This window comes from Ahniella affigens (genome assembly GCF_003015185.1).
GTDB classification, from domain to species: domain Bacteria; phylum Pseudomonadota; class Gammaproteobacteria; order Xanthomonadales; family Ahniellaceae; genus Ahniella; species Ahniella affigens.
In genome coordinates this window covers 2,650,243-2,676,277 of record NZ_CP027860.1, presented here as the reverse complement: position 1 = coordinate 2,676,277, position 26,035 = coordinate 2,650,243, and the positions used below count along the sequence as shown (strand labels likewise).

Genomic DNA, 26,035 nt, shown 5'->3' with positions numbered 1-26,035 from the left:
CAGCATGGACCAGATGAGTTTCGGTGACGCGGAATATGCGGCTAAGAAGAAGCAGACGCGTCGGGAGGTATTCCTAGCCGAGATGGAGCAAGTCGTGCCGTGGGCAGCATTGCTGAAGGACATTGAGTCGGTTTATCCGGTCGCCGGTCGCGGCCGTCGCCCGTACCCCGTTGAAGTGATGCTCCGGGTTCACCTGATGCAGAACTGGTTTGGGTTGAGCGATCCGGCGATGGAAGAAGCGCTGTATGAGATCGTGTCGATTCGGAACTTTGCCGGTCTGACGCTGAGCGGCAGCATTCCAGACGAGACGACGATCCTGAACTTTCGGCGTCTGATTGAGACGAATGATTTGGCTTCGTCGATACTGGAGCGGATCAACGGTCATTTGTCGCGCAAGGGCTTGCTGCTGAAGCGTGGCACGATCGTCGATGCGACGATCATCGCGGCACCGAGTTCGACGAAGAACTCAGACGGTGAGCGGGATCCTGAGATGCACCAGACGAAGAAGGGCAACCAGTGGTACTTCGGCATGAAGGCGCATATTGGCGTGGATGCTGACAGTGGTCTGGTCCACACAGTGGTGACGTCGGCAGCCAATGATGCCGATGTTGATCACGTTGAAAGCCTGCTGCACGGCAAGGAAGAGACAGTATGGGCAGATGCGGGCTACCAGGGCGCCGACAAAAACATGCGCGAGAACCATCCGCGCAAGCAGCGCTTCCCTGAGTGGAGGATTGCGATGCGCCGAAGCGCGATCAAGGCGATGGAAGAAGGTCGGGCAAAGAGCAATATCGTGAAGATCGAGCGTAGGAAGGCGCAGGTTCGCGCGCGAGTCGAGCATGCGTTTCAGAAGGTGAAGTGCTTCTTTGGGTACAACAAGGCGCGCTTCAAGGGATTGGCCAAGAACACCAGTCACATCGTCACCCTGTTCGCGCTGGCCAATTTGCATCGTGTCAGAAAAGTGCTACTTGAAACTGCAGGGGAGTTGCGCCCGAAGTTCGCGAGCTGATCACGAAAGAGGGGCAAAGTAGCGCCAGAACCGCTTTCCCAAGTGAAGAACGATACCGATTAGGAAGGATACTTAACGGATCACCGACCGAAACCCGCCTGAGAATCCGGAGGACGGAATCCATCGCCAAAAACCGACTTGTTCAGACCCTCCCTAGGGGTTTCTGACCGTCGTACCTGCCCTGTTAGGCGAGCGCCGACCTTGGGCCCAAACCTTCATTCATGCGCCGAGCAATCGCACCGCAAGCAGTGACTGCATGTCGCGGCGGCCGTCAACGATCAGGTAAATGATGACGCGAGAATCCATGACGCGGTAAATCAGTCGGTAGGGTTTGAAGGTCGTTTGCCGATAGTCCTTGATTCCCAGGGCGAGGAGTTCTCTCGGATGGCCGTCTCGCTCCGGCGATTCGGTGAGCGCCATTGCTGCCGCCATCAGCCGATCGAGCAGTTGGTTTGCCTTAGCTGGGCTGTCAAACTCGCTCACATAGTCGAAGATCGATTCCAGGTCCCGCTCTGCGCCTGCAGTTAAAAACACTTGGTACCGAAATGTCTTGCCCGGAGTCATGTCGGCATTTGCTTCGCGCGCAACCGTGTCACAACGTCCTCTAGTGGTTTGACGCGACCAGTTTCAACGTCCTGCTGCCCAAGCGCAAGGACCTTTAGCAGCGCCAGTGTTTCTTGTGTGGCTTCGTACGAAGCCACGTCTTGCAGCACAGCCTTGGCTTCTCCGTTTTGAGTGATGACCAGAGGCTCACGGTTTTTCGCGAGATCGCTCAAGACCTCTGCCGCATTCGCTTTGAGAAAGCTTATTGGCTTCACCTGCATTGAATATCGCATTGTGTTGTTCCTGTGCCTCAATCGGACCGAATATAGTCCTTTATCGGTCATACGGCAATCGGAGCCCCTTGGCCGCGTCTTTCTGGCCCAGAACGAGCTGCGGCTGAGTCAAGCTTCGGGTCAGATCCGCAAAGCGTGTCTTCAGAACACCCCCGCAGGGCGTTCTAGAATGCGCGCCAAGCCCATCCCGGCGATCCAGGCGCGACCGGTATTCACCGCCATTTCGATCAGCGCTGCGAGTGTTCCCATCGCGGTGATCTGCCGCGTGCCAAAACTCTTTACTTGTTCCTGCCACTGTTCTGGATCGATCTTCATATCGAGCAAGACGCTCCGAGTGGCGCGTGGGATTTGTCCGCGCTTGCCGTGATGCCATTGTCTCCCAGTGAAATCCACCAGCGCGACGTAATCGGTGTTGCGCAAATGGAGTCCTTCCTGCTTGACGCCTGCGATTGGTTCCAAGCTCTTCTTGGCGAGTAGCTGATTGCCGGTCAACTTACGAATGCGCTTCTGTATCCCGGTATGGTCCGACTTCTTCGGGGAAGTGGTCATCTGCGCCCGGATCGGGTTCAAGTCGGCATATACCATCGCCGCCAAAAACGCGCGCTCATCAAGCAGCGCAACCGCCTTGAAGCGCCCCTCCCAAAACCGACCGGTACAGTCATCCTCAAGATTCGCCCGGCGCGCGATCGGCTCGTTCAGACAGCGCATGTACCAACTGAGATTGCTTAGCCGCGACCGGTACTTGGCGACCATTTCCGGTGACGCCGCGATGTGTGCGATCCGGCGTTTTGTTGCATCTTCATCTTCCGAACTCGGGAAGACCACACACCAGCGCCTGGCGACCTCCTCATCCGACCACTCCTTGGCCGCAGTTGCATCGACCTTCAGCACGACATGCAAGTGATTGCTCATGACTGCATAGGCGTAAATCGAAACCGCGAACGCCTCCGCCAATAACAAGATGCGTTCCTCGACCCACTTTCGCCGATAGCCGTAGTCGATGTCTTTGACCTTGTCGTAGCCACAAAGCCAAGCTCGCCGCACGCAGCGGCTGATGCAGTGGTAGTAGCCGTTAGTGTTCGGCGGAACGGTTCGATCGCGGGGTAGGGCCATATTGGGAGCCATCCATGGCTGGGGGAGGCGTCATGGTGGCGGCCTGGAGCGCCCCGCGCATTGGGAAATTTCTGAGATTTGGCTCAGAAAAGTCGGAAAAGTCGCTGTCCAGAGGTCTTGTCCAGGAAAGGTGGCTGTCCAGACGTCTTCCGTGAGATTTGGCTCAGAAGAATCGTAAAAGTGGCTGTCCAGAGGTCTTGTCCCATTGCGAATTTTCTGAGATTCGGCTCAGGAAAGTCGGAAAAGTGGCTGTCCAGGGAGCTTCTCCCCACGAGTTCGTGGCTTGGCGCGCCCCGCGCATTGGCGGATTTCTGAGATTTGGCTCAGAAAAATCGCAAAAAGTGGCTGTCCTGGGAGGTCCGATCGCGGGGTAGTGCCATGTTGGGAGCCATCCGTGGCTGGGGGAGGCGTCATGGTGGACGCCTTGAGCGCCCCGCGCATTGCGAGATTTCTGAGATTCGGGTCAGAAAAATCGGAAAAGTGGCTGTCCAGGGAGCTCGGTAGCCATTGCTGTTGGGCGGAACGGTAAGTTCGCGGGGGCAGCGCCATGTTGAGAGCCATCCATGGCTGGGGGAGGCGTCATGGTGGCGGCCTGGAGCGCCGCGCGCATTGGGAAATTTCTGAGTTTCGGCTCAGAAAAATCGGAAAAGTGGGTGGCCAGGGAGGTCCTGTATCGCCCGCCGCGCGCACTGGGAGATTTCTGAGTTTCGGCTCAGAAAAGCCGGAAAAGTGGCTGTCCAGGGAGGTTCGGGGTAGGGCCATATTGGGAGCCATCCATGGCTGGGGGAGGCGTCATGGTGGCGGCCTGGAGCGCCCGCGCATTGGGCAATTTCCGAGTTTAGGCTCAGAAAAATCGGAAAAGTGGGTGGCCGGGAGGTCGATCCCTACTTCTTCTTTCCTGGTGGGCGCGGCAACTTGCCTTCCTTTCGGCGCGCTTGGGTCAGGCTGCTCGAAATTCGGCGAGCAGTCGGTCGATGGTCTTCAGTCGCATTGTCTACGTCGAACCAGCCAGTCAACTTACGCGTTCCAAGATCGAAAGTGGCCGAGTATTGGACGCGCGACTTTCGAATCAGGCTTATTGCCACAGAGCTATCGGAGAGGTCGAGTACCGCAAAGTTGCGCTTGTATGCAAAGTCATTAATGAGTCCAAGTCCTGCACCCGACGAAACGATCTCCACTACCCCAAGCTCGTTGTGCTGAATCAAGCGATTCTCATGTACGTCGCCGCCAATAAAGAGAGCGCGACGATTGGCGAGAGACGGTTTCAGGCGCACGAAGAACTCGTCGTGATAATCCCAGGCTTGGTCATTTGAGTTGGTCATGGTCGAGCCCGACACAATCAACGGATGCAAGGCGGTACTCTGGAGCTCTTCGACTAGCCAAGCCTCCTGATCAACGCCCAGTAGCTGAGGCGAGCGACGGACCTCTTGCCGATTCTCGCGATAGTAGCGGCCATCCGTAATGATGATGCGAAGCGGCCCTAAGTCAAAGGCGCGGTACAGGTCGAGATTCGCGTCCGGAGAGTTGATGGCATCAGCGAAGCGGAGTTGGGTCCAGTTGGTCGGTAGCGGTCGCTGATTGATCTGCCGGAAGTAGTGATGAAAGAACGCCCGTGCGACCCGTCGCTTTTGGGGCATATCATGGCCAGCGCTCGCGCCAAATGCGTCATTGAATGCAAAATCGTGATCGTCCCAGGTACCCACGACTTGCCCCGCGGGAATCGACTTGAGCAAGTCACGGAACGACTTGACTCGAAACTGCTCCGCATAGCGGGAATTCAGTTCTTCAGCCAATTGTTCCGCGCTCCAGTCTTTGGCGCGGCCAAAAGCATCGCCCCAATCTAGATAGATGTTGTCTCCAATCAGGAACAGCCAGTCTGGCCGAAATGCAATCGCTTGGGTCCATACCTTGCCTTTCGAGTCGTGCCGGTTATTCATGCAGGAAGCGAACAGAAGTCTGGTCATGGGCCTTCTCCTTAGAAGTGCTGGAATACAACGCTTGACTGTAGTGTCGTTCAACGAACCAATCTCTCACCGAGCGAACGAGTACTTGGCGTGCAGAAGAGACACCCGCTGATCTAGGGAGCCTCCGAGCCAGCTCAGAGGCCATGCGGGCCATGGCCGGCCCGCCCAGAATCAAGCGCGCATGTGCTTGATTGTCTAGGAAGATGGGTTGGAGGAAAGTTGATCCCAAGCCAAAAGACAGGCCGCACGGATCAGCGTTTTGCAGATTGCGGCTGATGCAGTGGAAGTGGACGCTTGTTTTGGGCGGAACGGTACGATCAAGGGGTAGAGCCATGTTGGGAGCCATCCGTGGCTCAGGGAGACGTCATAATGGAGGCCTGAAGCGCTCCGCGCATAGGGAGATTTCTGAGATTCGGTTCAAAAGAATCGGAAAGTGGCTGTCCAGGGAGGTCGCCAGCTCGGCTAAGTGAATTTGCCCAGTGTTAGGAGTGGCCTGAGGGCGCTGGCTTCGGGCACGATGGGTCGAGATGTAACATCTCACTTAGGATCAGCGCCGAGGCCATAGGCGGCATCGATTTTCACTACGGCGTCCGGGTGACCCTGCCTCGGTTTGACGTACACCAGAAAGTTGATAATTTTCTGATGGATGGAGAACCCAATGAGCAAGAGTTCACGGAAGCGGGAAACGGTGCCAAATCGGCAGTACACGACCGAGTTCAAGGTCGAAGCGGTGCGGTTGGCGGGGTCGGTGGGTGCGGCGCAGGCGGTCAAGCGGCTTGGCATACCGGATTCGAGTTTATCGAACTGGATCAAGCTGGCCCGAGCAGGGAAGTTGAGTGCGGACGGCGCTGGCTCGACGCCGACGAAGCGGGGGGTGTCAGAGCTTGAGGCGGAGAACGCGCGATTGCGACGGGAATTGGCGAACGCGAAGTTGGACCTGGACATCGTAAAAAAAGCGGCGGCGTATTTCGCGAAGGAGTCGCGGTGAAGTACGCCTGGATTGGAGCCAATCGCGACCAGTTCAGTGTTGTTCGGATGTGCCATCAGCTTGAAGTGTCTCGGACCGGTTACTGCCAGTGGCGCACGCGTCCGCCTAGTCAGCGGGCTTTGGACAATGCGGCCCTGGATGCGCAGGTCGCGGCGATTCATGCGGAGTCAAGGCGCAGCTACGGTCGGCCACGGATCGTGCGAGCTTTGGGTCAGCCTATCGGTCATGAGCGGTTCCGTCGAAGTTTGATTCGACAAGGGCTGCGTCCGACCTATCGGCGGCCGTATCGAGTGACCACTGACTCGGATCATCAGAAGCCGATCGCTCCAAACGTCCTGGATCGCCGATTTGATGGCTGGGCGCCTAACCAAGCCTGGGTTGCCGACATCACCTACATTGCGACCGCCGAGGGCTGGTTGTATCTCGCCTGCATTATGGACTTGGCTAGCCGACGCATTGTTGGTTGGTCGATGAACGAGCGGATCAATGCTGACTTGGTCTGCCAAGCCTGGAAGTCAGCGTTTTGGCAGCGCAAGCCGCCACCAGGCTTGATCATGCACACCGATCGCGGCAGCCAGTATGCGAGTAAAGAACACTGTGCGTTGATCAAGGAATTCCGCATGCAGCAATCAATGAGCCGTAGGGCAAACTGCTGGGACAATGCGGCAATGGAGAGCTTCTTCAAGTCGCTCAAAGTGGAGCGTGTCGAACAAGTTCGCTACCAAACCCGAGCAGAAGCTAGGCTCGATCTCGTTGACTGGATCGAAGGCTTCTACAACCGGCGTAGGCTGCATTCTTCGATCGGCTATAAGATCCCGGTCAGTGCCGAATCAGCCGAAATGGCTGCGTAATTGGTGTACGTGGAATCGAGGCAAGGTCAAGGTGGTTGCTTCTTTCTGACCATCGGCAAATAGTCAAGGCTCAGGATGGTGCTGGTTGCTTCGCGGCACGGCGAACTTGAGCGCGTATGCCCGTGCGACTGGTAGGTTGCCGTTCCCGGCGGTGGTGGCGTTCAATCTAGCGCCCCGAGCGTGCCGAATGCGTGCTGGACGTTGTAATCGCCTGCCTGCTCCATCGTCACTAGGACGGTTTCGGTGTATGCGCCGTCGATGCGGCCACGCGGGGCCGGCATCTCCCACTCGGTTTGGGTCTGGTCTCTAATCGGTCCGTCTGGACGCCGTCACGAGGGTTTTTTCTGGTCCAAGTGTTGTCCAGTTCGCCTCAGTGGCGGCGGGGGCTCGAACGGTACGGGCTGTTGCCAGGTCGGCAAATGCCAGAGCGCAGAACGTGCCAGTGACGTCAACAAGGCTGGCGCGTAGCCAGTTATGGTGGCTTTCCGGCTGAGAGGTTTCGCCCACTCAGTGCACCTACTGACTGACCACCGCCATGACTGAGCGCTGCAGGACCAGCTCTCGACCAGGCGCCTTGTTGGATTCCCTTGACACCTGCGCCACGCTAACATCCTGGACCGATTCTGGGCCAAGAGAACGTGAAGCCGATGTCCGAACTCGTCGCGCGAATCATTGCCGGAGATGCGGCGGCAGAAGAAGAGCTAGTCCGGCGTTTTTCGCGAGGCTTACGCTTCATGATTCAGCGCCGTGTGCGCAATATGGAGGATGCGCACGACATCTGCCAGGATACGCTAGTGGTCGTGCTGGTGAAGATTCGGGCCGGAGAACTCAAAAACCCGGATGCTCTGCAATCCTTTATTTATGGCGTGGCACAGAAGGTTGTTGCAGGGCATTTTGCACGTGAGAACCGGCATCGAGACAAATTCTCTGAGCTGCTCGAAGAAGCGACAGAAATCACCAGTGAGGAGCCGAGTCCATTCGAACTTCTGGAGAAGAGCCAGATCGCAACCTATGTCAATCAGATCATTGCTGAGCTGCGCATGGAACGGGATCGGATTCTGCTCACCCGCTATTTCGTCGACGAAATAGACAAGACTGATCTTTGCAAGGAACTCAGCGTCAGCTCGTCGCATTTTGACATGCTCAAGAACCGGGCAATGAGCCGACTCATTTCCATGGTCAAAGCTCACGGAGCGTACGGTCATGATGAATAGACGCTACATTCAAAAGAACGATATCGTCATGAAGTACCTGCGTGGCGAATTGTCGGTCGCGCAGCAGACTGAGTTCGAACAATTCTATCTCGACGACCCGGACACATTGGATGAGCTGGAAGCGGCGTCGGCGCTCAAAACGCATCTCTCACGGCGAACTACGCACGGCGCGCGACGTTGGTTATCTGTACCAACACTAGTTTGCAGTGCAGCCAGTCTGCTGCTGGGAATCGCTGTGATGCTGCCGCTCAAGTTCGGCGCAGCGCCGGTTGTGCAGCCAAACATCCGGACGATCTCATTCGACTCCAACCGTGGCGCAGACTCGGTCGTGCAGTTTGATCGCCTTCCCGGCGAGAGACTCATTCTGCTGCGGCTGCCGATAGCGACCTCAGAGGACGGGCTAACGCTGCTACTGACCAGGAATGGAGACACGATCTTGGAGACGACTGGACTTGCGTCGGACTACATGGGGGACGTCTTGCTGGTGGTGCCCGCTGCCCTGTTTTCGAATCAACCGACGCTGGTTACCTTACGGCGACCCGATGGCACCGTATTGACCGAGGAGCAAATTTCGGTTAACTAGGGGTGTGTTCTAAGTTTGCTGAGAGAAGTGGCCCGTTGGGGGCACTAGTAGCGTTGGTGTGGGCTTATGCAGAACAAGGGGGGTTGTCGGTGAATGAAATTCTCAAGGTACTCGCAGACCAGCTGACGGATCCGGAGCGAGGCATACAACATTCGGTTGTGCGTGCCGGGTATACCTATTTCGGTCAATTGATCTCGCACGATCTTGTTCCGCCATCGCAACCCGAATTGCGAGAACGTACCCAGCAAACGCGAAACTTCAATTTCGCTTTGGAGCTTGAAAGCATCTACGGCGCCTTGCCATCTCGTTATGTCGAGAAGGGCAAGTTTTTTGTTAGGCACAGCCACGACTGGGATTTGTCTCGGAATGGCGACTTCGAAGCGGAAATACCCGACTCAAGAAACGACGAAAACATCATCACCGCTCAGTTGCATCGCATTTGGCAGCGCATACATAACTGCCTGGTTGACGATGGTGCCTCCTTTGAACAGGCCCGGAACGACACCATCCTGCTCTTTCAAACGGTCGTGGTCGGTGATTTCCTGGCGCAAATCCTGCAACCACATATTTTTAAAGCCTATTTTTTCAAAGGCGAAACCCACCTCAACTTAAGTACCACGGAGCTGAGCAAACTTTTCGCCAAAGCCGCCTTCAGATTCGGGCACACCATGGTACGAAGGTCCTACACGCTCAACCAGGTAGCGGAGAATATCACCCTCAACCAAATTGTCGCGCGAGTGCGGCCCATTCCGGCGCGCTTCAAGATCGATTGGAAGTTGTTTTTCAGAATGGATGACAGCAGTAACGTGCAGCGGGCCATGGGGATTGACTCGATGCTTTCAGCTTTCATGAGCGAGATCCCAGACCTGCGCGGTCGGAATCAGGATGTCGTCATGCGAAACCTCGAAGCCGGAAATGACCTGCCGAGCGGCCTGGAATATGTGGCCACGCTGGTTGCTCGCTTGGATCCCGCACCCCTAGATCCCGCTCTCGGCCTTTTCCCTTTAAGCAACGACGACTCGCCAATGTCTGCACTCGGAATCAGGATGAGTCAAATGCCCTTGTGGCCATACCTGCTGCTTGAGGCTGAGATACAGGGGCGTCGCGAGCGGCTGGGGGTGCTCGGGAGCCTCATCGTTGCCGAAACGATCAGAAATGCGATCAACAATAGTGCTGTATCGGTACTTTCTAACTCGATATTCGATCGGCGTAAGCTGATTCGAAAACTGAGCCGTAGGGCAATTAAGTTGTTCGGCTGGAACGCCGCTAAAGGTGACGAGATATTGTCAATGGGCCATCTCATCAATTGCGTAATGATGCACGAAGGAGAACAGTGATTATGGCGAATGAAATCGACAGATGGGTCTCACACGATCCTGCTAATTTCACGATGGTGTTTAAGCCAGTGATCCTCAGCAGCAACATCAAGCAGGCCGGACTTCGGCCATATCACCCCAAAGTCGGTATTGATGGTCCCTGCAATTTTCGACTGAAGAGGGCTGACCATGACGACGTTGCTGTCGTCGAGGTATTGGGTAATGCAAGTAAATGGGATGACAAATTTAAAGCGGTACTGACCAGCTTGAGATTCAAGGTAGTGAACCCTGGGACCGACGAAGAGTTTCTTGAGGACGATGTCGTGGCGGGCGGCGCCGCGAATGCAATGGAAGGTTGGAAAGTGATTCGTTGGACGATCGAGGAGACGGGCTGGGACTTGGAATCAGAAGCCCGCAGGTTGATGACGCTAACAGACCGGATATATTGGGAGAACACTGCGACGGGTGAGAAGGGCTTCTCGTCGTATGTCTGGAAGCCCTACATCAAGCCCAAGTAGGGTTACTGTGCGTGCTGGCCTCAAGGCTGATACTAGCTGCCAGTTTGGTCTGCGCTTTTGCGCTGGCGCGGGGCGAGCAGATTTACGCCTCCGAGCAGTGCCGTCAAGAATCGGCGGTGCTCGGGCTGGAGGCCGAGCGCATCGGGGCAGAGGCCAGCGCAGCACTGGATCAGGCAGGACCCTCAACGGGGTATGGCAGTCTCAATTCTGATCTGAAGCGACTGGTCGCGCGATCGAGAGACCAGGGTCATCGCCACTGCCTGGCCGAGTTCTTGCGCTTGACTTGGCATGTTCGCTTCCAGCAAAACGACCTTGGCTCCAGTAAGGCGTTGCTCATTGAAGCGCTGCAGCAGTTTGAACCCGAAGAACGCCTGAGCCGCCAGCGCAACCTTGTGCTTGGGAACCTTTCTTACCATCAGGTAATGACCGGCCAGTTTGTCGAGGCGACGCAGATTATCCGCGAGATGATTGCGATTTCCATCGAATTGCAGGACGCAGATGCATTGGCAGCCAATTACTATCTGATCGCAGATGCCTATCTTAAGCTCGGTGAAATCGAAACCGCCAAGCGCTACTTCCAATACTCGATCGATCCATACACGCCAAGCGATGGCATGGATTACTACACGGGCTTCTCAAAACTCGCGACCATTGATCGCATCCAGGGTAGCTATGCTCGTGCCTTGCAGCGCCACTCACAGAGCTTAGGCTATTTCCAAAGTGAGCAGTCCTACCGAAGAATACCGGCAAGAATCGAGATCGCTCGCGACCACTTGGCGATGGGCAACCACGAGTCGGCAGAGCAATTCGCAAATCTGGCCTGGAACGATTCGAGCGCTATGTTAGAGCAGCGGATCGATGCCGGTCTCGTGTTGTTCGATTCCGCGTCAAGACAGCGGAACCAGTCGGAAGCGGAGCGATTGCGATTGGCGCTCAGCGAACTGCTGAACCAGGCGCAGGCGCACAGTGGGCAACGCAACGCCAATATCATCCAGGAACTTGAATACATGACAATTTCGGCGCGGCACTTTGCTGCCCGAAACGAGCTCACGAAGGTGCTCGAAGTCGCTGATGAAACGATACTGCTCACGCAGCGAATCAGTGCGGACGTTAGCCGATCCGGCGTAAACGCAATGGCGTGGGCTTCGCGTGTCGATGGAATTGCACAAGAACTCGCGGGCTATTTATGGGACAAGAAGCCGATTGATCTCGCCCAATGGATAGATCGTCTGCAATCGCAAAGTGAGAAGTCAAACGACCAAGGTTCTCTCGGAGGTCAGGAGTTCGAACTGCTCGAAGAATTGTCAAAACTGGAGCGGCGCCTGGTTGACCAGCAAGGACTGCGAACCAGTGATCCGGTCAGACTTGAACAGGAAATGCGCATGCTTGCGCAAAGCCGCGATGCGGTTCGCGAAGCATACGTCCAGGTTCATACGAAGCGTATGGTTACAAAGCCTATGCCGGCAAGACAATACCGGTCAGCAAGCACTGTTGCTTTTGTGCCTGCGAAGGACGAGATTTTGATTCGCTACTACGTACGACCATCGATCAGTATTGCTTTCGTCTACTCCGATCGCAGTGTTGTCGCCGTGCCCGTTCCGCCGCTTTCGTTAATCTCACAGATGGTTGACCGCGCGAAGCAGGTCATTCGCGATCCGGGCTCGCCCGACGTTCGCCCGGCCTTGCGCGCACTAGCAGCTTTGCTGCCGTTGGCGCAGATCAGGGCAAGCGATGTCCGGCGCATCCTCCTGGTCACTGACGAAAGCACCTTCAGTACGCCATTCTCGGCAATTGACTTAAGCGATGGCAAGCAACTCTATCGGCCGCTCGGCGCAGCGTTTGAGCTGGTTGAGGTAAGTCATCTTGAGTCCTATGGGCAAGCCGACCAGCGACAGAGCACGGCTTCCCCGGGGATTGCCATTTTTGCTTCGCCAGCTTTGAGTTCGGTGGCTTCCCGATCATCGGACGGTGCTACCAAGGGGTGGCTGCACAATCTGCCCAAGTTGGACTTCAGTCTTGCTGAGGCGATGGTGCTGAGAGGTCTTTTTGCTGATCGTCCATCACACTTTTACGTCGGCACTGAGGCAACGGCAGAGAATCTGCTTTCTGAGCAAGCGCGTTCGGCCCGAATCCTGCATATATCGACGCATGGCTATTTCAGGCCCGACCTTGCACATGTCGTCGGGCTAGCCGTGGCGGGCTCGGCAAAGGATGCGCAGCAAGCTAGCTTTGTCACCCAAAGTCAGCTGCTGAGCCAGCCTTTTCACAATGCTCTGATCGTGCTGGGCAGCTGTGATTCGCTTCAAGGGCAGCGATATCGCGGTATCGGAAGCTACGGCCTTGGGCAGGCGCTGATCGAACAGGGCACGCCAGTGGTCGTCGGGACACTATGGGCAATACCGGATGCTTCGGCAGCGAATTTCATGACCCGCTTTTACCGTCATCTCATTGCTTCTGAGGGCGATAGCGGGTACGCCATGACCCAGGCAAGGAGCGAAATGATAATGGATCGCGCCTATGCTCACCCCAGGCACTGGGCAGCAATGACTCTGCTTTCACGCAACCGTGAGATTGAGAGAAAGCTGCTGCCGGCCAGCCCTGGGGTACTGTCGGATCGTCTGGAAATGAATTCGGTTGGGAAGCGTCAGAAGCTTCGCGTCTCCAAGATGATGAATTGACGCGCTTTGGTTGGATAGGAGTTCCACAATCCTTCGTTTTCGAGGCGCCTATGCGGCGCACCTCGCGGCCAGTCCTGCAACGCGGCGGCTGGACTGATCAACCTTTTGAATAAGCCAGCGGTCCCTATCGATGTCCACGAGTCCGCGCTCAGTGGTAGCAGCCGTTAGTGTTGGGCGGAATGGTGCGATCGCCGGGGAGTGCCATATGGGGAGCCATCCGCGGCTGGGGGAGGCGTCATGGTGGCGGCCTGGAGCACCCAGCGAATTGGGAGATTTCTGAGTCTTGGCTCAGAAAAATCGGAAAAGCGGCTGTCCGGGGAGGTCTCTTTACGCTTCACAGGTTTCGCCGGCGCACTCATTCGAATCCGTCCCGAAAAACCAACGGGCTCGCGCCGTAGGCACTCATCGCCATGGTCGTGACCTGCCGGCATTCTTCGGACCAAGAATTAATTGAGGACAGCCACCGCGGTTGGGTTTGATTTCTCGTCCTGCTGCTCTTCGTCTTTGGTCTTTCTGGCCTTCCTGGCCTGCTGCTCCTTAAACGCCTTCGGTGTCAGGTAATTGATGCTCGAGTGCGGTCTATCTTCATTGTAGTGGACGCGCCAACCTTCGATGACCACCTTTGCTTCCAAGCGGTTGCGGAACCACTCCATGCCGAGACACTCATCGCGGAACTTGCCATTGAAGCTTTCGTTGGTGCCGTTCTGCCAAGGCTTGCCTGGATCGTTCAGCACCGTGTCGATGCCCGTGTCTTTCAGCCACTTTAGCACCGCGTGACTGACAAACTCGGGGCCGTTGTCCGATCGCAAGTACCTCGGCGCGCCACGCTCGCTGATCAAGCGCTCAAGAACCTCGACGACACGGCGTGCCCGGATGCTGCCTTGCACGTCGATCGCCAGGCTTTCATGTGTCCATTCGTCGACGATGGTCAGACACTTCAACTGCTGACCATTCGCGCAGGCGTCGAACACAAAGTCGTAGGCCCAGACCTGGTTCGGGCCAGTCGCTGGCTGCGGCCGGGGCCGGCTCGTCGCCACACGCTTCCTGGGCCGCTTGCGCGGCACCTGAAGGCCATTTTGTCGCCAGATCCGATGTGTGCGGTCGAAGCTCATCGCCAGGCCATCCCGTTCGAGGTAGATGTTGATGCGTCGATAGCCAAAACGCGGGAACTGCGCCGAGTGTCGGCGCATGGCCGCGATTACCGGCGCGTCCTTGGCGAGCATGCGCGATTGATACCTCAGCGCCGATCGGGAAACAGACAGCAGCGTGCACGACTTCGTCAACGACAGACCGCGCTGGTGCGCGTATAGCACCTGCTCGCGACGCGCCGGCACGCTCACCATTTTTTTGCGTTGATCTCCTTCATGATCTCGATCGACAGCTCTTTCTCGGCCAACAGCTACTTCAGCCGCGCATTCTCGGTCTGAAGCGACCGAAGCTGTTTCACGTCAACGGCTTCCAACTGGCCGTATCGCTTCCGCCAGACATACAGCGTCTGCTCGCTGACGCCGTGCTTCTTGGCGACATCGGCCACCGGGTGCTTGTCCGCTTCGCGGAGAATCTTGACCATCTGGTCTTCGGTAAATCGGGACTTGCGCATACTGCTCCTCGCTCGGGGCGGGAGCCATCTTCTCAACTTTCAATCGGTCCGAAAATCACCGGGCAGGTCAGTCGCCTTGACCGGATTGGTCGTGATCGCCGTAATCGCATAATTGCCAACGCTCGACACAATCCGATAAGCCGGCACCACACAGAAGTTGTTGGCGCCGTTGCAGGCCACGCTCATCGGATTTCCAGGATTCACGCCAATGCCGCCGTGGCTGCCACTGATCACCACGCTTTCATAGATCAGCAAGTTTGCTGTCGTCGTCGTGCCCGTAGAGGCGCTGTGCGACGTGGCATTGGTTGTTTGCTCGCCAACGGTCAGGATGGGCATGACCGGAGTCGAGACATCGACCCCATCAAAGCGTGACGCGCTGGCACAGCTCGTTTCGCCTGCAATATCGGCAGCCGAATAATGCAAAGTGACTTGATCGCCCGTCTGCAATGCCTGAGTAATCGGCGCGACAAAGGTGAACGCGCGCAAGTCGAAATTGTCCAGATGAATGCGCGACATCGTGCCGGTATAAACATTGCCACGGTTGTCACTCACCTGGGTGGGCGATGCCATCGTGGCATTCTTGCTGGTCCCTGCGGCCAGCATCAATGCGCTACCCACCGGCACCGCGCCAGTAATAGTCATCACGTGGTTGCCGCCCCCTGCGGGAATCAAGACACACCCAGCCCCGCGGTCGCCGGCAAAGACCTGCGCTTGGACTGAAGTTGCGATGGCGAGGCTGCCAATTGCGCATAGCGCGCCAAAGATTGTCCGCATTGCATGCTCCCGATGCCGTCCCGCTGTTGAAGTTCTCGATGTATCCCTGCCGCTGCTGAGACCAGTATGCCAGACCGAGTTCAGCAGACAACAACAGCGAACGAATTCATCGGCGCAAACGCCAGAACCATCCCGATACCGCCAAATCAGGCATAGCACTTGTGAGGGATCGTTGAGGGATCGTGGACAGCCACCCGGCGCAAGGCTTGCTAGGAGCAGCAAACAGGTGGGTGTCCAAGAGTCGGGTGAGAGGTTCGGCTCATTCTGGGCACTGTCTGATTCGTAGGCAGCGTTCAATGTTTGGTCAGCGAGCGACATCGCGGTGGGATCGTGGAAAGCCCCTCGGCGAAAGGCTTGCGAAGAGCCGCAAAAAAATGGATGTCCAAGAGTCACGAATAGGCCGGCAAGAGTGGGCCAATAGCAACAAGAGCGCCAATGTTGTGGCGCTTCCGATTTGTAGTCCTCAGGCACTAACGGGAGAAGCACATGGCTAAGAAGGTAGTTAGGTTCTCGTTCTCTGGCTCGAAGCTGAAGGGCTACTGGGCGACAGTCGGGAACCAGGACTTGAACATTAAGAATGGCAAGGCGTCCCTGCCACTCGAAGAAGGGGAAGTCCATCTTCTTATCTGGAAGATGGACGGTAGTCCGGGTGGTGCACTTGGGATTTTAGTCACTGATGCAAAGCAGAATAATCTCTTGGAAATCAAGGCATCGAAGATACCTCCTGGCTACATTGAGGCGGTCGGATACGTACGATTCAAGGTGTAAAGGAGGCGTCATGAACATTGGGTACAAGATACTTGCGGTAGCAATCTTGTCGACGCTCGGCGTCAAAGAGTCTAGAGCAGCCTCAGACTATACCGACGAGCAGCTTGCGCAAATTGCAGCATTGCTCGATCGAGTTAGGGCAGAGGTTCGGGTTGAGCTCAAGGCCGAAGTCAGAGAGGAAGTTCTGTCAGAATTAGCCGCTAGTAATGCCATTACTGGTCGGCCAGAAGTCCCGGAATCCGGACACCCGGAGGCTGCGGATGGGCGCAGCACGGCGGATTCATCGTCGTTGGATGGCGCGCGAGAAGCGCAACTTTCGGCGCTCCTGGCAACGCGAGAGAGTAAAAGTCGATTCGTCGCTAACGCGTTCTTGATGGACGGTTCGAGTGCACCCTTGGAGCGAGAAAACGGGCCTGCTAGCACCGGCCTTGAACTTCTAGCGTCGACCGATGATACCCGCGCAACGTTCAAATACGCAGCTGAACTGTCATATGCGTATCAGAATGGCGTCAAGTCGTTCACGACTTCGGCATTGACTTTATCAGCACCGCTGTCCGAAGCCGCTGATGGCATTACCGAAATAGCGACTCTGGATGGTCTTGCAAACTCGACAGAGATTGGAGTGTCCTTCTCGCGTTGGTATGTAAAGGAAATTGGCGAGGTGTTTGACATTAAAACCGCAGACGCAATTTGTAAGGCAGCTGGGATCGATACATCAGTGCTTGGAACCCCCTGCGACACTGCCGCGGTTATGGAGGGTTTGGCTAATGAGGGTAAGTTGGACGAGTATCCTAGACTCAAAGCGCTCTTCTATGATCCGAGCCGATGGGATCGAGAGGCGTTTCGGTGGACATGGGGGCTGTCAGGGCGGGTCGGATACGAATCGTTCGACTTTTTTGGGCCAGATCTTGAAGAGATCAGCAGTTCAGAGAATCCCTGGAGCGTAAATGGATACTTCGGCTGGGTACCCCCTAACTCGACCCGATTCTATTCCCTGGGCGCGACGATCCAGAATGCTTATAAGCCTGCAGACGAAGCGACCGCTTGTACAAATTCCGAAATGCCAGTGCTCGAATGCGTAACCGGCAGTCTCGCGGCGCCGACTGAGAAGCGGAAGCACCTGATGTACCTTGAGGCGCGCGGTCAGGTTTCGGGAATTGGCTACGCTTTGCGTGCGACGCACGATCTCAAGAGTGATGCGAGTGGTTTGGATTTGCCGATTTACCTCTTCAAAGATCCTGAGGGCAGTCTGAATGCTGGTATTCGCTTGGGATGGACATCAACGGATCAGGGATCCGTCGGGTTGTTCATCGGCAGCCCGTTCTCGCTATTCTGATCAAGACAGCCGTATTGTCATTTCGGCCTGATCTTGTCCTTCGGGAACCTGAAAGACGAAGTACTCGGCAGTCACTCGCTTCGGGGCGGCTTGGGTTTGCAAAAAGATGGGTGCCAGCGAGTTCGGTAACCCACGGGTTTGTAGCGAGATAGGAGTGAGAGGATTTGGGCTGTCGCACCACTTTCTTGGCAAGTCCGTCGAGTTTATGTTGGAGTTGAGTGTACTCGGTGAATCCAGTCCGCTGCATTCGTTCAGCGAGACTAGGAAGTCTCTGAATGTATTTAGAGGCGATGCGGGCCTTGAATGGCCCGCTCAGAGTCGAGCACGAAAGTGCTTGACTCTGGACAAGCGAGTCTCGACGGGCGCCGGACTCGTTGCGGGTCTGAAATTCCAGGATGGAGCGAGTTAGACCCTCCCTGGCGCTGTTCACATCAAAGACAAAGTGGTGGCGCGATCGCGCGCGTCTCCTGAGGAGATTGAGGTTATGCCAAGAATCTGCGGAACCATGCCACACCACATCCAAATGGCAGCGTCGTCAGCGGAGTATCGCGATCGTAGGCGAACCATCGAAGTGCAGTCGGCTCTCATCAAGACAACTGGAATTGCTCAGGTCACTACCATTCCTGTTGTGGTTCATGTCCTCTACAGCAATGCCGCTGAAAACGTCAGCGATGCGCAGATCGACAGCCAGATTCGCGCGCTGAACGAGAACTTTAGGAAGCGGAACGCCGATGTTGCTAGCGTTCCGGCGCCATTCGCGCCCTATGCAGCGGATGCAATGATCGAGTTTGTACTTGCCAACCGCGACCCCGGCGGGAATCCAACCAGTGGGATCACTAGAACTGCCATTAACGGTTCGTATCCCTACGACGGCCGAGACGATCAGGCCACAATTACGTTGGATAGCCTGATCAAGGAAGCCGGTAGCGGGATGAGCGCCTGGCCCGCAAGTAGCTATCTTAATTTGTGGGTTTGTCCGATTCAGGGCGGTCTGTTGGGTTATGCCCAGTTTCCCGGTGGTAACGCGTCGACGGATGGTGTCGTGATCAATGTGACTGCGTTTGGTGTCGGTGGGTCTGCCGTCTCGCCTTACGATCTTGGTAGGACCGCAGTTCACGAGGTGGGACACTGGTTGAACCTCTTGCATATCTGGGGCGATGATAGAGGAGGGTGTCTGCACTCCGACAATGTTGCCGATACGCCGAATCAGGCAAATGCAAATACTGGCGCTCCCAGGTATCCGAATGTGAGTTGCAATAACGGGCCAGACGGCGACATGTTCATGAACTTCATGGACTATACAGACGATGCGGTCATGACGATGTTTACTCGCGATCAGGTTGCACGAATGACCGCGACGCTGCTTGGCCCAAGGGCGTCGCTAGCATTGTCGAAGGGCTATGTGCCTGCCGATGGCATGCCCGCTCCATCCAACTTGCTTCGCGCCCTTGGCATCCCCGTTTTGCCCGCGGCGCGGGTGTTCGATGGCGTAGATTGGGTTTGAGGATTTCGATGTCGGAGGCTACTGGCCACTCACGCAAACGGGAGAATTCATGGAGACGGTTCGCTCGTTCGCATCTGTTCTGTTCGCTTCTCTGTTGCTATCTGGGTGCCGAAGTCCAGCTGTGCGCTCGGAAATTGGCGATCAGAGCTAGGCAGGGTCAGTCCAGGGAGGTCCTATCCTCGGGGGTCATCCACCGGGTGAGAGGTTCGGCTCAGTCTGGCCACTATCTGATTCATAGGCAGCGTTCAGTTCTTGGTCAGCGAGCTACATCGTGGTGGGATCGAGGAGGGATCGCGGACAGCCCCTCGGAACAAGGCTAGCGAGGAGCCGCAAACAGGTGGGTGTCCACGAATTGTCAATCGGAAGATTGTGGGTGGGCGTCTATTGAAGAGTGCGGGGAGGTCAAATGAAGCGAATTCCAGTTTTGGCGCTACTAATTGTGATGGCGATATCCGCAGCACACGCTCAGGGTGTTTCGGGTGCGAAGGAAATTATGCCGGAAGCGCCGCCGGCGTTGCCGTTGGAGTCAGCGTTAGACGTTGCTCAAACGAGACAATTCGGGAATGGATCGGGTTCGAAGATGTTTTCAGTGCGTGCTGAAGACGCACCAGCTGTCCTGGAGCGCCTTGATCAATCGGATGTGGACTACGTTGTCGAGTCTGGGCGGTTCAGGGATGTTTTGGGCAACGAGCAGACAATTTTCCGTTTAGACGAATACAAGGTGCCTGGAGAAGCACTGAAGATATTGACGAACTGCCCTAGTTGTCAGGGAATTCCGGATATCAAGCCCATTAACAGTGGTCCATTCATCGATCCGAAGATTCAGCCGAATAATAGGCCCGACTTGGCTTCACTTGTTAGGCCGTGCAAGATATCGTCTGAGCTGGAAAGCGCGGCGCGGGAATGGCTCAAGACTATCGGTAAAGCCGAGTCTGAACTGGACTCATTGCCTTGCATGCAAGAGTCGCTTGCAGAGCTTCTAAGAGCTGCTACGAAGAAGCAGCGAGGTCAGCCATGATTCGCGTATTGCTGATTGTCTTTGTGCTGCTTTCATTTGTGGCGCCAACAAGGGCAGAAGACGTCTCCGAAGGTACTTTGACTCAAGGGATCACTGCCGCATGTACGGGTAGCGATTCAGATATGTCAGACGATACAAGAAATGAAAAGTGTCTTTATGCGCTAGCGCGTCATAGGGAAGCAATCGAAGTTGTCCTCAATGCGCGCTACGTTGAGTCCTACGCCAACGACATGCGCCATCGTTCTGAAACATGGACGTGGCATCGCTATTCTAGTATCGCAATCTTTGTTTTGGTTTTTATTGTGGTGGTGTCGGGCGTCGTTATGGCGTTTATGCAAGTCAGGCAGACCGGCATAACGGCCATCTCGCTATCTGACAAGATTACGATATCGACGCCTGTTGTCGGAGTTGCCGTTCTTTTTTTGTCGATAGCCTTTTTCTATTTGTATGTAACCGTGGTCTATCCCATTAGCGTTGTCGGCACGATTGAAAAATCTGATGGCGGAGGACAATCGCAGAACGTCGACCTTTCTGCTGTCGATAGCCAGCCCAGTGAAAGTGTCGGAAGCGATGACTCATTGGCTCCAGTTGGCGATCACCCCAACAGCTCAGGCGCGGCTGCCGGTCAGAAGTGACAACACAGCACAACTCCAGACTCGGACGGGCACTTCAGGCGTATAGACAGTCCAGTAGCTCCTCAAATGACGGAAAAGTGGCTGCCCAGTGTGAGGTCACGATGGGGGATCGATGGAGGCTTACCTCGCTTCCTGAAAGACGCGGATTGGGGGCGGGTTCGGGTGGCGGGTGGACAGCCACTTTGATCGGCACCTTTAATCGAACCGTTTCTGGGCGGATTTGCAGGCGTTGGGGTGAGTGGTCTCGCATTCTATAGAGCGTTATTCCGGAGGCCGTCGAGCGGGTTCGGGGCGTCCATCGATGTCCAGGGAGATCGGCAGAACCGTCGATAAGGGCAATGAGAGAAATTGACAGCTTGAGACACTAGTCATGGAAAGTTTTGCAGACCGGTGTCTGCTTGGCGCTACAACGAGTACGTGGAGTGCATCAATGAAACTCATAGCGGCTTTTCTGTCAATTCTGTTTGCGGTTCTGTTGGTTCTTACTCCCCACTATTCACACGCTCAGGAGAGCGGCGCTTCAGCGACTGAGAGTTCGGCACCGACAGCTGCTCTTGATCACGTGAACGATGTAGACGCCAGAAAGGAAGGCATCAAAGTCTACTTCCTGACGTTCTGGATGGTGCTTTACCTACTTCAGGTTGTGGGAGTCATAAGAATCTGTCGCAGAATCGTTGTGGACGGCTCAGCAGAGTCGCTGTTTGACGTGTGCTTCTCGCAACCGAGGACATGGGCTTTCATAGTCATTGCCGTCTTGGTGCCAGTTGCGCTCTCTGCGGCCAGCGGCTTTGCAGACACCAAGACAAAGTACGACGAGCTGGTTGTCAGCACCAGCCTTTCGGCAGTTCTGGTGCTAGTCACGCTTGAGTTGTCCACACTCTTGGACATGAGAGGTGAGCACCCGCGGCTAACCGTGATGTTCTACGCTTCACTAGCGTTGGATGTGGTGTCGTACTTCTTGATAGCGCTCGGAGTAGGAGCGCATCTTAATCAAGTGTCACAGGAAACGATTCTATTCTGCATCATTCTGGTATTCGCTGCTTGCGTCTCAAGTGTCGCCACGATATGTCTCGTGAAGCAAGCAAGGGGCTCTTAGCAGCAGCGTTAGAGGTGTTTGACAGTGAGGGCGAAACGATGAAGCGAGAATCGGTCACGAATTTGGTGTTGGTTGCAGTCTCACTAATATCGATTGCGCTGTTTGTGGGAACCCTGGGCAAACTGGGTAGAGCCAACGATGAACTTATGGCAATACGCGCATTAGCCGCCAGCCTAGATGTTCCTGAGAAAAGATCAGAGACGTGCCCGTCAATCGAAGAAATTGGGAACGAGGTCTCCCGAATCGTAGATGGGAAGTTCGCATCGAGTGTGAGCTCAGGCAGGTCGTCAGCAGTGACTGATCTCGTACAGAGTATCTGCAGGGGCAGAACAGAGTCGAAGCAGACGTACATCGATGCTGTGCGCAAAGAGTGCGTGCAGAAGCAGATTGAGAATTGAGGGCGAGTACAAGCCCAGACCGGTTCGGCTACATGCCTTTGATGACTGTTGAACCCCGCAAGCGGCGCCACAGGTGTGCGGCGTTCAAAGGGCGATGGCTGGTGACCCAATTGGCTCGGCAAATCGGCTCAGAAGAACCGAAAAGTGGCCGTCCACAAAGGGTACCGAAGTACTAGTCATCTAAAGTTGGCTCCTGGGTTGGCGTTCTACTTGTGCAGATGACTGAACCGTAAGGCATGAACAGCCCTAGACAGGCGTATTGAAGTGATTTACGCTCGGACGTAACCATCATCCTAGATCTTGGGGATTCTGCTATGCGTAGATTACCGTGGCTTGCCACGTGTCTTCTGGCGGCTTCTGGTGCAAGCGCGTTTCAGCTCGCCCCGGTCGCGAGTCCGCAGGAGCGGGACATTGCTGAGATCAGCGGTAGTTGGTTGAACACGCTCACGATTAACGCGGCAACCTTGGGTGTCTATAGTTTTGGTGACCCGGCGCATGAAGAGCTGACGAATCGGATCTTTGGTTGCGGTGGATCGATCTGTACTGGGCCGGGTGCGAGCAATGTGCCGGTCGGCGTGCTGGCGGGGGTGCGTTGGAACGATGACCCACCGTTTCGGCTCAATGCCTCGGAGGCCAGTGGTACGCGATGTAAGACCCAATTCACTGTGCGGTTCCAGACGCAGCCATACTGTTGGTACCAGTTGTTTACGGACGCAGAGAAGAAGGCGGCGGCTGGCAAGCGTTTTGACGGACGCAACAGCAATCTACTTTACCGAACGCATTTCGGCGACTTGCAGTTCTTGCATGCCATGGCTGCTGATGGCGATTCGCCCCAGAAAACCCGTGAGTCCATGATTGGCTGGGCGAAGTTCAATTGGCTGATCATCGAGGGAACGTATACGCGCGATACGGAATTGGACGAGGTCGATTTCGCGCCTTTGAATCAAGTGTTCTCAAAGTCTGGATGGATCGTTCAGGATCTTTATGCGCTCGGTGCGCCGAAGTTGCGCCGGGAGATCAAGGACATTGCCTTTGGAAGCATTCTCCACATGCTCCAGGACAGTTTTGCCGAAGGCCATGTTGATCGTCAAAGCCCCAAATCAACAACAAAGTGTTCGTTGAACGGAAATACCTATGCGGGGCCAGGGTTCATCATGGAGTTTCACTCTTACCCTGCGCAGAACCATACCTTGCACGCGACAGCTGATAAATCTGCGGCCATGACGGCGCATCTTCAGGAAGAGCCGAACATGGTCGATTTTGGCAAAGCACTTCGTGCGGCCTACGAGAGCAAGACGACTTGGAGCAACGTGCAGCCGTTTCTTGAGTGCGTGTTTGCCTTGCACCCGAATGTTCGACAGCCGTCGGCTGGGGAAGGCTTTCAGGTGGTAGGTAAGTAACGTCGGAACGGTCCAGGGCAAGTAAGTGACGCGCCCAGATCGTATCGCAGAGGAATCGAGAAAGTGGGTGTCCACAAGTTCTGCCGATCGCGGGGCAGGGCCATATGGGGAGCCATCCGTGGCTGGGGGAGGCGTCATGGTGGCGGCTTGGAGTGCCGGTCGCATTAGGAGATTTCTGAGATTTGGCTCAGAAAAATCGGAAAAGTGGCTGTCCAGGGAGGTCACCGCAGCGATGGTGCTTTAGGGAGGGTCTGAACAAGTCGGTTTTTGGCGATGGATTCCGTCCTCCGGATTCTCAGGCGGGTTTCGGTCGGTGATCCGTTAAGTATCCTTCCTAATCGGTATCGTTCTTCACTTGGGAAAGCGGTTCTGGCGCTACTTTGCCCCTCTTTCGTGATCAGCTCGCGAACTTCGGGCGCAACTCCCCTGCAGTTTCAAGTAGCACTTTTCTGACACGATGCAAATTGGCCAGCGCGAACAGGGTGACGATGTGACTGGTGTTCTTGGCCAATCCCTTGAAGCGCGCCTTGTTGTACCCAAAGAAGCACTTCACCTTCTGAAACGCATGCTCGACTCGCGCGCGAACCTGCGCCTTCCTACGCTCGATCTTCACGATATTGCTCTTTGCCCGACCTTCTTCCATCGCCTTGATCGCGCTTCGGCGCATCGCAATCCTCCACTCAGGGAAGCGCTGCTTGCGCGGATGGTTCTCGCGCATGTTTTTGTCGGCGCCCTGGTAGCCCGCATCTGCCCATACTGTCTCTTCCTTGCCGTGCAGCAGGCTTTCAACGTGATCAACATCGGCATCATTGGCTGCCGACGTCACCACTGTGTGGACCAGACCACTGTCAGCATCCACGCCAATATGCGCCTTCATGCCGAAGTACCACTGGTTGCCCTTCTTCGTCTGGTGCATCTCAGGATCCCGCTCACCGTCTGAGTTCTTCGTCGAACTCGGTGCCGCGATGATCGTCGCATCGACGATCGTGCCACGCTTCAGCAGCAAGCCCTTGCGCGACAAATGACCGTTGATCCGCTCCAGTATCGACGAAGCCAAATCATTCGTCTCAATCAGACGCCGAAAGTTCAGGATCGTCGTCTCGTCTGGAATGCTGCCGCTCAGCGTCAGACCGGCAAAGTTCCGAATCGACACGATCTCATACAGCGCTTCTTCCATCGCCGGATCGCTCAACCCAAACCAGTTCTGCATCAGGTGAACCCGGAGCATCACTTCAACGGGGTACGGGCGACGGCCGCGACCGGCGACCGGATAAACCGACTCAATGTCCTTCAGCAATGCTGCCCACGGCACGACTTGCTCCATCTCGGCTAGGAATACCTCCCGACGCGTCTGCTTCTTCTTAGCCGCATATTCCGCGTCACCGAAACTCATCTGGTCCATGCTGAAATAACCTCGCCGCAACACCTGTATCTAACCAGAAATTGCGGGACTTGTTCAGACCCTCCTTAGAGGCTGGGTTTAACCGATCGAGAGATGAGTTCCCCGAGTTCGCCCTGGCAGTCATCGACTTCCGCTTTGGTATGGTCGCCCTAGTCGATCAGTCGCCCACAAAGCCAAAACGAGCCGGAAATGACGCCACCCACGACAGGGCTTGCGTCACATAGTTCTGGATCGATGACGACATCAAAAGAGCCGCCAAGTGTCTCAACGAGTGCCCAATAGTATTGTGCTCCTGTTAGGCAATTCGTCCTGAGTTCCATAGCGATGATGTGACCGGTGAAGAATGCTATCGAGTTCGGCGGCTCTGTCGATTCGCCACCGCTTGCAAACAGGCCGGAAGGTATGAATGATTGCGACGCGAACTTCAGTTCGCCCGATTGCGATTCATTGTATGAATGAACTGTCTGGTAAACCGATACTTCATGGGCGAATGCGGCAATCTGGGCCTTGGCAGTAGTCGGCAAGGCGATGTCACCAAACCTATCGAAGTCAACAACATCGAATACGAATGGGTAGGCACCGGAATCAGGGTTATTCTGGTCAGGGTCGGCCCAAGCGTGAAACGCCCCCTCAAGCGGGGAGTCGTCTTGCCGCACGACGCGATTGGTGAGCCGAACACTTACCTCGGCACGACCGCTGTAGAACGGCGTCATGCCCACCAGCTCGTTATCCGTGTTGGTTTGCAGCCAGACTTCCGCACCGCAATCTGATACCCACCGCCAATACACGCCATTGGGCACTTCGATTGGTGTTGCGAGCGGTCCGACGCGATTTGCGAGCGCGCCATAATCTGCTTGGCTACTAAGGGGAAGGCCGATGGTTGAAAAGTGACTTGGCATCGTGTGGCGTTTCTCTCGGCGGTCGAGCATTGATGTGAGTTGCAAGGAAAAGCTGCGACGCATGGGGCGGAAGCAGTCAGCGTATGCGAGCGATCCACAATTCGAATTGTGCAGGCATTCGTATAGTAGCCAAAG

At 55.8% G+C, this 26,035-nt stretch carries 21 protein-coding genes and 1 pseudogene; 14 read left to right on the top strand and 8 right to left on the bottom strand.

Features of this window, described 5'->3' with window-relative positions:
• The first annotated feature begins 4 nt into the window (after positions 1-4).
• Positions 5-1,009 carry an IS5 family transposase gene (locus tag C7S18_RS10325; RefSeq protein ID WP_106889619.1) on the top strand — a complete coding sequence of 335 codons (1,005 nt, stop codon included), beginning with the start codon at positions 5-7 and terminating at the stop codon, positions 1,007-1,009.
• A gap of 219 nt (positions 1,010-1,228) precedes the next feature.
• Here C7S18_RS10325 and C7S18_RS10320 read toward each other — a convergent pair whose 3' ends face one another.
• From C7S18_RS10320 to C7S18_RS10305, 4 genes are all read right to left on the bottom strand, one after another.
• Positions 1,229-1,573, bottom strand: a complete 345-nt coding sequence (locus tag C7S18_RS10320) for a type II toxin-antitoxin system RelE/ParE family toxin (protein WP_106891484.1) — start codon at positions 1,571-1,573, stop codon at positions 1,229-1,231.
• Positions 1,570-1,833 (bottom strand): type II toxin-antitoxin system Phd/YefM family antitoxin, encoded by a 264-nt coding sequence (locus C7S18_RS10315; RefSeq protein ID WP_240624019.1) that lies wholly within the window; start codon positions 1,831-1,833, stop codon positions 1,570-1,572. Before C7S18_RS10315 ends, C7S18_RS10320 begins: the two co-directional genes overlap by 4 nt.
• A gap of 153 nt (positions 1,834-1,986) precedes the next feature.
• Entirely contained in the window at positions 1,987-2,958 is a 972-nt protein-coding gene (locus C7S18_RS10310) for a transposase (protein WP_106891482.1), read from the bottom strand.
• 884 nt (positions 2,959-3,842) lie between these two features.
• The gene (locus C7S18_RS10305; protein WP_106891481.1) at positions 3,843-4,922 is read right to left on the bottom strand and encodes an alkaline phosphatase D family protein; all 1,080 of its coding nucleotides are present in this window, start codon (positions 4,920-4,922) and stop codon (positions 3,843-3,845) included.
• A 658-nt stretch (positions 4,923-5,580) separates the two neighbouring features.
• On the opposite strand from C7S18_RS10305, the gene C7S18_RS10300 reads away from it, so the two are divergent.
• The 6 genes from C7S18_RS10300 (at position 5,581) to C7S18_RS10275 (ending at position 13,070) form a co-directional block, all read left to right on the top strand.
• Positions 5,581-6,761, top strand: a protein-coding gene (locus C7S18_RS10300) for an IS3 family transposase (protein WP_106893992.1) whose coding sequence is annotated in 2 segments (ribosomal slippage) — positions 5,581-5,881 and positions 5,881-6,761 — 1,182 coding nt in all. Because the reading frame shifts where the segments join, the coding sequence is not laid out codon by codon here.
• A 647-nt stretch (positions 6,762-7,408) separates the two neighbouring features.
• The gene (locus C7S18_RS10295) at positions 7,409-7,975 is read left to right on the top strand and encodes an RNA polymerase sigma factor (protein ID WP_106891480.1); all 567 of its coding nucleotides are present in this window, start codon (positions 7,409-7,411) and stop codon (positions 7,973-7,975) included.
• Complete coding sequence (locus C7S18_RS10290; RefSeq protein WP_146151859.1) at positions 7,965-8,558, top strand: hypothetical protein; 594 nt, start codon at positions 7,965-7,967, stop codon at positions 8,556-8,558. The genes C7S18_RS10295 and C7S18_RS10290 overlap by 11 nt, the downstream gene beginning before the upstream one ends.
• Positions 8,559-8,647: 89 nt before the next feature.
• Positions 8,648-9,895 carry a peroxidase family protein gene (locus C7S18_RS10285; protein WP_170113210.1) on the top strand — a complete coding sequence of 416 codons (1,248 nt, stop codon included), beginning with the start codon at positions 8,648-8,650 and terminating at the stop codon, positions 9,893-9,895.
• 2 nt (positions 9,896-9,897) lie between these two features.
• Complete coding sequence (locus C7S18_RS10280) at positions 9,898-10,392, top strand: hypothetical protein (RefSeq protein WP_106891477.1); 495 nt, start codon at positions 9,898-9,900, stop codon at positions 10,390-10,392.
• Positions 10,393-10,403: 11 nt separating this feature from the next.
• Positions 10,404-13,070 (top strand): CHAT domain-containing protein, encoded by a 2,667-nt coding sequence (locus C7S18_RS10275; RefSeq protein ID WP_106891476.1) that lies wholly within the window; start codon positions 10,404-10,406, stop codon positions 13,068-13,070.
• A gap of 446 nt (positions 13,071-13,516) precedes the next feature.
• On the opposite strand, the pseudogene C7S18_RS10270 reads toward C7S18_RS10275, so the two are convergent.
• A pseudogene (locus C7S18_RS10270) lies at positions 13,517-14,670 on the bottom strand (IS3 family transposase).
• 39 nt (positions 14,671-14,709) lie between these two features.
• Positions 14,710-15,444: a hypothetical protein gene (locus tag C7S18_RS10265; protein WP_106891475.1), complete on the bottom strand. Its 735-nt coding sequence runs from the start codon at positions 15,442-15,444 to the stop codon at positions 14,710-14,712.
• Positions 15,445-15,930: 486 nt separating this feature from the next.
• Here C7S18_RS10265 and C7S18_RS10260 point away from each other — a divergent pair, with 486 nt between their 5' ends.
• From C7S18_RS10260 to C7S18_RS10220, 7 genes are all read left to right on the top strand, one after another.
• The gene (locus C7S18_RS10260) at positions 15,931-16,212 is read left to right on the top strand and encodes a hypothetical protein (RefSeq protein ID WP_106891474.1); all 282 of its coding nucleotides are present in this window, start codon (positions 15,931-15,933) and stop codon (positions 16,210-16,212) included.
• 10 nt (positions 16,213-16,222) lie between these two features.
• Positions 16,223-17,548: a hypothetical protein gene (locus tag C7S18_RS10255; protein WP_106891473.1), complete on the top strand. Its 1,326-nt coding sequence runs from the start codon at positions 16,223-16,225 to the stop codon at positions 17,546-17,548.
• A 445-nt stretch (positions 17,549-17,993) separates the two neighbouring features.
• Positions 17,994-19,052, top strand: a complete 1,059-nt coding sequence (locus C7S18_RS10245) for a zinc metalloprotease (RefSeq protein WP_206208010.1) — start codon at positions 17,994-17,996, stop codon at positions 19,050-19,052.
• A gap of 406 nt (positions 19,053-19,458) precedes the next feature.
• Positions 19,459-20,070, top strand: a complete 612-nt coding sequence (locus C7S18_RS10240; protein ID WP_106891470.1) for a hypothetical protein — start codon at positions 19,459-19,461, stop codon at positions 20,068-20,070.
• Entirely contained in the window at positions 20,067-20,705 is a 639-nt protein-coding gene (locus tag C7S18_RS10235) for a hypothetical protein (protein ID WP_146151858.1), read from the top strand. The genes C7S18_RS10240 and C7S18_RS10235 overlap by 4 nt, the downstream gene beginning before the upstream one ends.
• Before the next feature lie 430 nt (positions 20,706-21,135).
• Positions 21,136-21,801 (top strand): hypothetical protein, encoded by a 666-nt coding sequence (locus tag C7S18_RS10230; RefSeq protein WP_106891468.1) that lies wholly within the window; start codon positions 21,136-21,138, stop codon positions 21,799-21,801.
• A gap of 712 nt (positions 21,802-22,513) precedes the next feature.
• A complete protein-coding gene (locus tag C7S18_RS10220; protein ID WP_106891466.1) occupies positions 22,514-23,599 on the top strand; it encodes a hypothetical protein in 1,086 nt (361 codons plus the stop codon).
• Between the two features lie 397 nt (positions 23,600-23,996).
• On the opposite strand, the gene C7S18_RS10215 is transcribed toward C7S18_RS10220, so the two are convergent.
• Complete coding sequence (locus C7S18_RS10215) at positions 23,997-25,001, bottom strand: IS5 family transposase (protein ID WP_106889619.1); 1,005 nt, start codon at positions 24,999-25,001, stop codon at positions 23,997-23,999.
• Positions 25,002-25,150: 149 nt separating this feature from the next.
• Positions 25,151-25,963, bottom strand: a complete 813-nt coding sequence (locus C7S18_RS10210) for a hypothetical protein (RefSeq protein ID WP_106891465.1) — start codon at positions 25,961-25,963, stop codon at positions 25,151-25,153.
• Positions 25,964-26,035 lie beyond the last annotated feature (72 nt).